Origin of the sequence: Stutzerimonas stutzeri, from assembly GCF_013522825.1 — a bacterium.
Lineage (GTDB): Bacteria > Pseudomonadota > Gammaproteobacteria > Pseudomonadales > Pseudomonadaceae > Stutzerimonas > Stutzerimonas stutzeri_AK.
This window is the reverse complement of record NZ_JAAMQZ010000006.1, coordinates 155652-165797: the sequence shown is the minus strand read 5'-3', so window position 1 is coordinate 165797 and position 10146 is coordinate 155652. Positions and strand designations below refer to the sequence as shown.

General features: G+C 61.9%; 9 protein-coding genes. 1 reads left to right on the top strand and 8 read right to left on the bottom strand.

Features of this window, described 5'->3' with window-relative positions; genetic code table 11:
* Window positions 1-505: transposase (locus G7020_RS06230; RefSeq protein WP_181083058.1), on the top strand; the 505-nt coding region annotated here is incomplete at its 5' end.
* A gap of 155 nt (window positions 506-660) precedes the next feature.
* On the opposite strand, the gene G7020_RS06225 is transcribed toward G7020_RS06230, so the two are convergent.
* The 8 genes from G7020_RS06225 to G7020_RS06190 form a co-directional block, all read right to left on the bottom strand.
* Window positions 661-2940: a YgiQ family radical SAM protein gene (locus G7020_RS06225; protein ID WP_181083057.1), complete on the bottom strand. Its 2280-nt coding sequence runs from the start codon at window positions 2938-2940 to the stop codon at window positions 661-663.
* A gap of 223 nt (window positions 2941-3163) precedes the next feature.
* Window positions 3164-4240 carry an alanine racemase gene (gene alr, locus G7020_RS06220; protein ID WP_181083056.1) on the bottom strand — a complete coding sequence of 359 codons (1077 nt, stop codon included), beginning with the start codon at window positions 4238-4240 and terminating at the stop codon, window positions 3164-3166.
* Between the two features lie 319 nt (window positions 4241-4559).
* A complete protein-coding gene (gene dnaB / locus G7020_RS06215) occupies window positions 4560-5954 on the bottom strand; it encodes a replicative DNA helicase (protein ID WP_181083055.1) in 1395 nt (464 codons plus the stop codon).
* Between the two features lie 109 nt (window positions 5955-6063).
* The gene (gene rplI / locus G7020_RS06210; protein WP_181083054.1) at window positions 6064-6510 is read right to left on the bottom strand and encodes a 50S ribosomal protein L9; all 447 of its coding nucleotides are present in this window, start codon (window positions 6508-6510) and stop codon (window positions 6064-6066) included.
* 21 nt (window positions 6511-6531) lie between these two features.
* Window positions 6532-7425: a hypothetical protein gene (locus G7020_RS06205; RefSeq protein WP_181083053.1), complete on the bottom strand. Its 894-nt coding sequence runs from the start codon at window positions 7423-7425 to the stop codon at window positions 6532-6534.
* Between the two features lie 37 nt (window positions 7426-7462).
* The gene (gene rpsR / locus G7020_RS06200) at window positions 7463-7693 is read right to left on the bottom strand and encodes a 30S ribosomal protein S18 (protein WP_181083052.1); all 231 of its coding nucleotides are present in this window, start codon (window positions 7691-7693) and stop codon (window positions 7463-7465) included.
* A gap of 28 nt (window positions 7694-7721) precedes the next feature.
* Window positions 7722-8147: a 30S ribosomal protein S6 gene (rpsF, locus tag G7020_RS06195; RefSeq protein WP_181083051.1), complete on the bottom strand. Its 426-nt coding sequence runs from the start codon at window positions 8145-8147 to the stop codon at window positions 7722-7724.
* Window positions 8148-8327: 180 nt separating this feature from the next.
* Window positions 8328-9947 (bottom strand): ATP-binding protein, encoded by a 1620-nt coding sequence (locus G7020_RS06190; protein WP_181083050.1) that lies wholly within the window; start codon window positions 9945-9947, stop codon window positions 8328-8330.
* Window positions 9948-10146: the final 199 nt, after the last annotated feature.

The following is a 10146-nucleotide window of genomic DNA, read 5'->3' as shown; positions in this document are numbered from 1 at the left end:
GACCAAGGTCAAGGCGTCGATCGAGTCGGTTCTTGAACATTTACGCCAGCAAATCGCCGAGACGCTGGAAGCGATCAAGCAGCATTTCGACGACAACGATGACTTGCGCGGCCAGCGTGACCTGCTCTCGAGCATCGACGGCATTGCTGAGCGGACAGCAGCGCTTCTGCTGGCTGAACTGGGGGACATTCAACGCTTCGGCAGCAGCCGAGCGGTCACCGCTTTTGCAGGGCTCAATCCCAAGCTACAGGACTCGGGAATACTCAAAGGGCATGTGCGGATTTCCCGCATGGGGTCGGCCAGCTTGCGCGCGGGGCTCTACATGCCAGCCATTACGTCCATGAGCCGTAACCCTGCCATTCGGGCAATGGTCGAGCGGATGAAAGCCAGAGGTAAAGCCGGCAAACAGATCGTCTGCGCGGCGATGCGTAAATTGCTCTGTATCGCCTATGGCGTGTTGAAATCCGGCGAACCGTTCAACCCCGAACTCGCTATTGCGAAGTGAGGGGCAAGACGGTATCTACATCTGATGACCGCCACCTGTAGAGCCGAATTTATTCGGCCAAAGATGCGCAGTTCGTAGCCTGGATTAGCCGAAGGCGTAATCCGGGTTTCCGAAGGCGTAATCCGACGATCCGATGGAGTAACCCGACGCCTCCGTTATCGAGGAACGGGCTTGCCGCGCCCCTTGCCTGCCGGCTTCGCCTTGCCCGCACCGGCCGCGGCCTTGCGCCGGGCCTCGGCGGCGGCCTTGGCCTGCTCGCGCTTGTCCCAGGCGTTGCCGTCGTGGCTGCGCGGCGGCAGGCCATTGTGCTGGGTCAGGATCTTGCCGCCCTGACCGGCTTTCTTGCTGCCGACCGGCGTGGAGTTCTTGCGACGGGCGCTGTGATAGCCATCCACCGCCGGCTGATGAGCCGGGATCAGCTGGTGCTTGCCGCTGCCGATCAGATCGCCACGGCCCAGGCGCAGCAACGCTTCGCGCAGCATCGGCCAGCCCTTGGGGTCGTGGTAGCGCAGGAAGGCCTTGTGCAACCGGCGCTGCTCCTCGCTCTTGACGATGGTCACCTCCTCGCTCTTGTAAGTGACCTTGCGCAGCGGGTTCTTGCCGGTGTGGTACATGGCCGTGGCGCTGGCCATCGGCGACGGATAGAAGGCCTGCACCTGGTCGGCGCGGAAACCGTTGGCCTTGAGCCACAGCGCGAGGTTCATCATGTCCTCGTCGGTGGTGCCCGGATGCGCGGCGATGAAGTAAGGGATCAGGTATTGCTCCTTGCCCGCCTCCTTCGAGTACTTCTCGAACATCCGCTTGAAACGGTCGTAGTTGCCGATGCCCGGCTTCATCATCTTGTCCAGCGGGCCTTTCTCGGTGTGCTCCGGGGCGATCTTGAGGTAGCCGCCAACGTGGTGCGTGACCAGTTCCTTGACGTACTCCGGCGACTCCACCGCCAGGTCGTAGCGCAGGCCGGAGGCGATCAGGATCTTCTTCACGCCGGGCAGCGCGCGAGCCTTGCGGTACAGCTCGATCAGCGAGCTGTGGTCGGTATCGAGGTTCTCGCAGATACCCGGGAACACGCACGACGGCTTGCGGCAGTGCTTCTCGATGTCATGGCTCTTGCATGCCAGGCGGTACATATTGGCGGTCGGCCCGCCGAGGTCGGACACTACGCCGGTAAACCCTGGCATACCGCGCATGGCCTCGATCTCGTTGAGGATCGATTCGTGCGAGCGGTTCTGGATGATCCGCCCCTCGTGCTCGGTGATCGAGCAGAAGGTGCAGCCGCCGAAGCAGCCGCGCATGATGTTCACCGAGAAGCGGATCATCTCGTAGGCCGGGATCTTCGCTCCGCCGTAGTCCGGATGCGGCACGCGGGCGAAGGGCGAGGCGAACACGTAGTCCATTTCCTCGGTGGTCAGCGGGATCGGCGGCGGGTTGAGCCAGATGTCCTGGTCACCATGACGCTGCACCAGCGCGCGGGCGTTGCCGGGGTTGGTTTCCAGGTGCAGCACGCGGTTGGCATGGGCGTACAGCGCCGCATCGTTGCGCACCTTCTCGAACGACGGCAGGCGAATCACCGTACGGTCGCGCTCGATCTTCGGATTGGGCAACAACTGGACGACTTTCGCCTCGTTCGGATCCTCGGCAGGGCCCTTGCCCTTTTCGATGGCGCAGGCCTGCAGGTCCTGGGTGCTGACGTAGGGGTTGATGATCTGGTCGACCTTGCCCGGACGATCGATGCGCGTCGAGTCGATCTCGAACCAGCCCTCGGGAGTGTCCTTGCGGATAAAGGCGGTGCCGCGCACGTCGGTGATCTCGCCGATGGCATCGCCGCGCGCCAGCCGCTGCGCCACCTCGACGATGGCGCGCTCGGCGTTGCCGTAGAGCAGAATGTCGGCGGTGGCGTCCATCAGGATCGAACGGCGCACCTTGTCCGACCAGTAATCGTAATGGCCGATGCGCCGCAGCGACGCCTCGATGCCGCCCAGCACTACCGGCACGTGCTTGTAGGCTTCCTTGCAGCGCTGGCTGTAGACCAGGCTGGCGCGGTCGGGCCGCTTGCCGGCCAGGCCACCCGCGGTGTAGGCATCGTCGGAACGTACCTTGCGGTCGGCGGTGTAGCGGTTGATCATCGAGTCCATGTTGCCGGCGGCGATACCGAAGAACAGGTTCGGCTCGCCGAGCTTCATGAAGTCGTCTTTGCTCTGCCAGTCCGGCTGGCTGATGATGCCGACGCGAAAACCCTGGGCTTCCAGCAGCCGCCCGATGATCGCCATGCCGAACGAGGGATGATCGACGTAGGCATCGCCGGTGACGATGATGACGTCGCACGAATCCCAGCCGAGCTGATCCATCTCCTTCCTGCTCATCGGCAGGAACGGCGCCGGACCGAAACATTCGGCCCAGTATTTGGGATAGTCAAACAAAGGCTTGGCGACGTGCATGGCGAAAAACCGGGGCAACGAAAACGGGCGCGGAATATAGCACAAAAAATGACCAGCATGTCCCAGCACAGAGGTCGGAAATCGTAGGGTGGATGTCGTTTTTTACATCCACGCTGACTGCACCTCGGTGGATGAGCTTCGCGTCATCCACCCTACACGGCTAATGCCAATCCCTCGTCAGGCTTTTTCGTCCAGCCTCCAGCCTCAAGCGCTTCTACGGGCGTTAAAAGACGTATCTGCGCGGCACTCGCTGCGTCACCTTGGTGAGCAATTCGTAACCGATGGTGCCGCTCGCCCGGGCCACTTCGTCGACAGGCAGCTGCGCGCCCCAGAGCTCCACCGCATCGCCGATGGCAGCTTCGGGAAGGTCGGTCAGGTCGATCGCCAGCATGTCCATCGACACCCTGCCCGCCAGCGGCACGCGCTGGCCGCGAACCACGACGGGCGTACCCGATGGCGCATGACGCGGATAGCCGTCGGCATAACCGCAGCTGACGGTGCCGATGCGCGACGGGCGCTGCGCCACCCAGGTCGCACCATAGCCGACGCTGTCGCCGGCGGGCACGTCGTGCATGGCGATCACCTCGGCGGTCAGCGTCATGGCCGGGCGCAACCCTAGTTCGGCGGCACTGCGTTCGGCGAAGGGCGAAGCCCCGTAGAGCATGATGCCGGGGCGCAGCCAGTCCATATGCGCCGGCGCCAGGGTCAGCACGGCGGCGGAGTTGGCGAAGCTGCGCTGATCGAAGGCGAACCCCTGCATGCCGTGGCAGCGCTCCAGCTGATGATCGGTGAGTGCGTGCAGATGCTCATCGGCACAGGCGAAGTGGCTCATCAGGTTGACCTCCGCCACCTGCGGCGCGCCGCGCAGGCGCTCTGCCCAGCGCTGCAGCTCGGCAGGCTCGAAACCCAGCCGGTGCATCCCCGAATCCAGCTTGAGCCAGACATTCAGCGCCCGTACCGGCGGGCAGTCCAGCAGCCGCTGCGCCTGCGTGGCACCCTGCACCGAGATATCCAGCCCCAGCGCCATGGCCGCCGCATAGTCCTCGGTATCGAAACAGCCTTCGAGCAGCAGCAGACGGGCTTCTGGCGCCTGTTCGCGCACCACGCGCGCCTCCTCGACGCTGCACACGGCGAAACCGTCAGCCTCCTCGCGCAATGCCGCAACCACCGCCGCAGCCCCATGACCGTAAGCATCGGCCTTGACCACCGCAAAAGCCTGCCGACCCGGCGCGCAGCGTTTCGCGAGGGCATAGTTGTGACGAATGGCGGCCAGATCGACCGTGGCAACGAGGGGACGCATGGGAGAGTTCCTGCACAGCGAAGGTGAAGCGGAATCTTACTCTTATTGAGCAAGAGGCTGGACAGGGGGCGGGCTTTTGCCAAATCCAGGCCAAGCTTTTCTGCTGGCCTTGCCTCCGCTCGTCGGGCCGGTGAGGCATGACCCGACCTACAACAGCGCTGCGTCAAGCTTTTCGCGGGCCGAATTAGCCGAAGGCATGATCCGACGAGCAAAGTGCCGATATTTGCAGCACCTGACCGCCCGCACGATAAAGAAGCCCCAACACCCCTGCCTTTCCGTCCCGCCTTTCAGCCTCCAGCGCTTTTATCGGCTTTCCGCCTTATTCATCATCGAACTGGTAGCTGCCCGGCGCGAGGTTCTCGAAGCGCGAGTACTTGCCGAGGAAGGCCAGGCGCGTGGTGCCGATGGGGCCGTTCCGCTGTTTGCCGATGATGATCTCGGCCACGCCCTTGTATTCGGTTTCCGGGTGATACACCTCGTCCCGGTAGACGAACATGATGATATCGGCGTCCTGCTCGATGGCCCCCGATTCACGCAAGTCGGAGTTGACCGGACGCTTGTTGGGGCGCTGTTCCAGCGAGCGGTTGAGCTGCGACAGCGCCACCACCGGGCAGTTGAATTCCTTGGCCAGGCCCTTGAGCGAGCGGGAAATCTCGGAAATCTCGTTGGTGCGGTTGTCGCCGCTGGAACCGGGAATCTGCATCAGCTGCAGGTAGTCGACCATGATCATGCCGATATCGCCGTGCTCGCGCGCCAGGCGCCGGGTGCGGGCGCGCATTTCCGAAGGGGAGATGCCGGCGGTGTCATCGATGAACAGCTTGCGGTCGTTGAGCAGATTAACCGCCGAGGTCAGACGCGGCCAGTCGTCGTCGCTGAGCTTGCCGGTCCGCACCTTGGTCTGGTCGATCCGCCCCAGGGAGGCCAGCATACGAATCACGATGGAGTCGGCAGGCATTTCCAGCGAGTAGACCAGAATCGCCTTGTCGGAGCGCAGTACGGCGTTTTCCACCAGGTTCATCGCAAAGGTGGTTTTGCCCATGGACGGGCGCCCCGCGACGATGACCAGGTCCGCCGGCTGCAGGCCGCTGGTGGCCTCGTCCAGATCGGTGAAGCCGGTCGACAGACCGGTAATCGCTTCGCCGGCATTGAACAGCGAGTCGATGCGGTCGATGGCCTTGACCAGGATATCGTTGATGCCGATGGGCCCGCCGGTCTTGGGCCGCGCCTCGGCAATCTGGAAGATCAGGCGCTCGGCTTCGTCGAGGATTTCTTCGCCGGTTCGTCCCTGCGGGGCATAGGCGCTGTCAGCGATTTCATTGCTGATGCCGATCAGCTGGCGCAACGTGGCCCGCTCGCGAATGATCTGCGCATAGGCCTTGATATTGGCCACCGAAGGCGTGTTCTTCGCCAGCTCACCCAGGTAGGCAAGACCGCCTACCTGCGGCAGATGACCTTCCTTGTCCAGCTGCTCGGACAGGGTCACCACGTCGAAGGGCGAATTGCGCTCGGCCAGGGTAAAGATGGCGCGGAAGATCAGGCGATGATCGTGGCGATAGAAATCGCCGTCGGATACCTGGTCGAGCACGCGCTCCCAGGCATTGTTGTCCAGCATCAACCCACCCAGCACAGCCTGTTCGGCCTCGATGGAATGCGGCGGCACCTTGAGTGCGGCGGTTTCCAGATCGTATTGCTGAGGGATGCTGATGTCGTTCATGGCACTCGAATTCTTTGCATTACAAAAAAACAAAAGGCACGTCCCACTCGCGTGGAAACGTGCCCGATGTTACTCGCCGGGCACCCGAGGTGCCAGACGACGGCCAGTATCAGCCAGCGATCACGATCAGCTTCACGGTCGCTTCAACGTCGCTGTGCAGGTGCACGGCTACGTCGTACTCACCAACCTGACGGATGGTGCCGTTCGGCAGGCGGATTTCGCTCTTGGCCACTTCCACGCCAGAGGCAGTCAGGGCGTCGGCGATATCGTGAGTACCGATGGAACCGAACAGTTTGCCCTCATCGCCCGCGGTAGCGGTGATGGTGACTTCCAGCTCGGCCAGCTGAGCAGCGCGCGTTTCGGCAGAAGCCTTGCGCTCGGCAGCAGCTTTTTCCAGGTCGGCACGACGCGCTTCGAACTCGGCGATGTTGGCTGCCGTTGCAGCAGTAGCCTTGCGCTGCGGCAACAGGTAGTTGCGACCGTAGCCAGACTTGACGTTTACCTTGTCGCCCAGGTTGCCCAGGTTCGCGACTTTTTCCAGCAGGATGACTTCCATTTGAGTCTTACCTCTTAACTTTTAACCTTCACCGTTCGCAGGCCCCGCATCGTCATCACGAGATGCCCGACCGCGAAAATCAAACAAACTGTCGACAATGGCCATCACGGCCAGTAACGGATAAATCACCTGCATGAACAGCACCAGCGTGACATACAGCCCCACCAGCCAGAACCGCTGCATCCGGCCCTGCGACAGCAGCCCGTGAAGCAGCGCGACACCGGCAAACACCAGCGGAACACTGCAGAGCGGCGCCAGCATCGCCATCTGTACGCCCAGGCTCGGCCCGAACAACATGCCCGCCAGGAGCAGCATTGCCAGCACTGGCGGAAAGCGCAGTGCGCGGAACTCGAGCCCGAAACCACCGGGGTTGTACAGCAGCGCCTGCCAGTAGCGCCCAAGTATCAGGCTGAGCAGAGTAACGATCTGCAGTAGCGCCGCCAACAGACCGGTCAGGACCGGTATCAGCAACGCCTCCAGCCGCGCCTGCTCTTCAACTGAGAGCTGCTGATAGGCTTGCGACAACATGTCGGGCAGCACTTTCTGCAACTCGCTCGCCAGCGCCGCAATCGGCTCACCGAATACCGCACCAAGCGCTACGGCATACAACAGCCCGAGGCCCACACTGCACAGCATCACACGGGGCCAGGCATTCTGACTGCGCAGCAATAGCGCCAACCCGAAGGTTCCCAGCAGCATCAGCAGCGTTCGCGGATCACCGAAATACCACCAGGCCAGTGCGGGCAATACAGCCCAGACCAGTACACCCAGCGCGTCGTTCAGCCCGCGGCGCAACAGCACCAGGCTACCTGCAGCCGCACACAGCCAGAACAACATCGGCAATGCCGCAGAGCCAGCCACCACAACGATGGCTTGCATACGGCCGCGCATGATGAATTCAGCCAGGGCGCGCATGCGATTTATCCTTACCTTTTACTGTCGAACAGCTCGATCAACGACCGTGGCTGTCAGTGTAGGGCAACAGGGCCAGGAAGCGGGCGCGCTTGATAGCGGTGGCCAGCTGGCGCTGATAGCGTGCTTTGGTTCCGGTGATACGGCTTGGAACAATCTTGCCGGTTTCGGAAATGTAGGCCTTCAGCGTGTTGAGATCCTTGTAATCGATCTCTTTCACGTCTTCAGCGGTGAAACGGCAGAACTTACGACGACGGAAAAAACGTGCCATGAAATAGGCTCCTCAATAGACCCGTGGATTACTCGTCAGCGTTGTTGTCGCGGCTGTCGCTGTCACTGTCATCGCTATCGTTGACATTGTCAGATTCAGGGCGATCACGACGCTCGCGGCGCTCGCTACGGTTTTCCTCAGCCTTGAGCATCTCGGACTGTTCGGTCACGGCTTCGTCGCGACGGATGACCAGGTTACGGATGACGGCATCGTTGTAACGGAAGTTGTCTTCCAGCTCAGCCAGTGCCTTGCCGCTGCACTCGACGTTCAGCATCACGTAGTGAGCCTTGTGGACGTTGTTGATGGCGTAAGCCAGCTGACGACGACCCCAGTCTTCCAGGCGATGAATCTTGCCGCCGTCTTCTTCGATCAGCTTGGTGTAACGCTCCACCATGCCGCCAACCTGCTCGCTCTGATCGGGATGGACCAGAAAGATGATTTCGTAATGACGCATTGTTGCTCCTTACGGGTTGCAGCCTGCCGCACTACGCGGATCAGGCAAGGAGTGAAAAGTGTGTTGCCTTGCCAGCCAGAGAGGCGCGCAAACGCCTGCCATCCGGACAAGGGGCGCAATTCTAGAGAAGCCCGGCCTGCCGCGCAAGGCGATCTGGTGATTATTTAACCAGCCAGGCTTTCAGTACCCGGCAGCTACCCGTTCGACACGGATATTTTCCAGCAGGGTTCTGACCTGATGGATGTCATAGGGCTTGAGCATGGTTCGCAAGCCTTCCAGGCCTTCCTTTCGCACATCGACCTCATAACCCGAGGCAATCACCACGCTCAGCGTGGCATCGCGTTCACGAGCCATGCGCACCAGCTCGATACCGCTCATGCCGGCCAGCCCGACATCCGTCAGCAGAACATCGAAATGCTGCTGTCCGAGCTGCTCCAACGCAGCCTCGGCCGACTCGCACAGGCATACCGCATGACCGAGCTCATCCATCACCTCGCCGGTAAGCATGCGCAAGGTGGGATCGTCTTCGACGAAAAGAATCTTCAGACCTTCGCTCGCCTCTGCCACTGCCTGGACGGCAGCAGGCGTGTGCCGCTGATCGTACTCTCCAGGCTCAGGCGGGCTTCCAGCCTGAGCGACATGCGCCGGCAGATAGACACGCACGCAGGTGCCCCTGCCCTTCTCGCTTTCCAGCACGACGAAGCCACCACTCTGCCTGACGAAACCATAGACAACGCTCAGCCCCAGCCCGGAAGCGCTGGCGCCGCGACGGGTAGTGAAGAAGGGCTCGAACGCATGCTCCAGCACCTCCTGACTCATTCCCTCGCCCTGATCGATCACGCAGAGTTCCACGTACTCTCCGGCCTTGACTCCCGGCTGGCCGGCAAGCCGATCGGCATCGAGCAAGCAATTGCGCGCGCGCAGGCTCAACACACCGCCATGAGCCATGGCCTCCCGCGCATTGGCGACGAGGCGCAGAATTGCGCCCTGCAGATTGCTCGCATCGACAAAAACCGGCCATAGCCCCGGCTGGACATCGAGCCTTACAGTTAGAGCGCTCCCTGGCGTAGCGCCCGACCACTCCTCCGCGCGCTCAATCATCTCGGCAAGATCCACCCGCTGCGGCTGCAGAGGCTGCCGACTGGCAAAAGCCAACAGCTGCGAAGCAAGACGCGCGCCCATGTCTACACCATTTGCAGCCGACCCCAGACGCCTTTGCGCCGCTTCGTCAGCACCCAGACTGCGCCGCAGCAGCTGCAGGTTGCCACCGATGATCTGCAGCATGTTGTTGAAATCATGGGCGATACCTCCCGTGAGCTTGCCGATCGCCTCAAGCCTTTGCGACTGCACCGACGCAGCCTGGGTTGTCGACTGCTCCAGCTCGCCATGCAGCGAGTCGCGCGCATGCCTCTGCAGCTCGGTCATATCCTCGATGCACTGCAGGATGCTGCCGGTATTGCCTTGCAGGTCCGGTATCGGGGTATGCGTCATACGCCAGCAAGAGTCCTTACGAACGGCGCCGACTGCAACGCCCTGACCGGTGACCGACAGGGTATCCGGCGCTCCCGAGGCAAAAACCCGCGCGACGGAGGCCAGACAGTCATCGACCATGGCCTGGGAAAGCTGCAGATCGATGGCAAGCACATCCTGAACGCGCCGCCCAAGGATGCCCTGGGCATCACGCGCGACCAGCTGCAGGTAGGCCGTGTTAGCATCGATAATGACCCGATCACGATCCAGCAACAGATAGGCGTTTGGGGAAATCCTGAACAGCGTCTCGAAAGACGGGTATTGCGGCATACAGCCTCCATGATGCGTGCCTGAGACGGCTCAGTGACAGATAGCGAGCGACGACCTTGGCCAGAGCCAAAGGGGAGCGATGACGCGACAACCGCGCCTTAATTCGGATAATGGACAGCGGCAGAAGGCTTCCGTTGCGAACGGGAGGAAAATCAATCCAGGCGACGCAGGAACGCTTGTCAAACGCTTTGAAAACCTG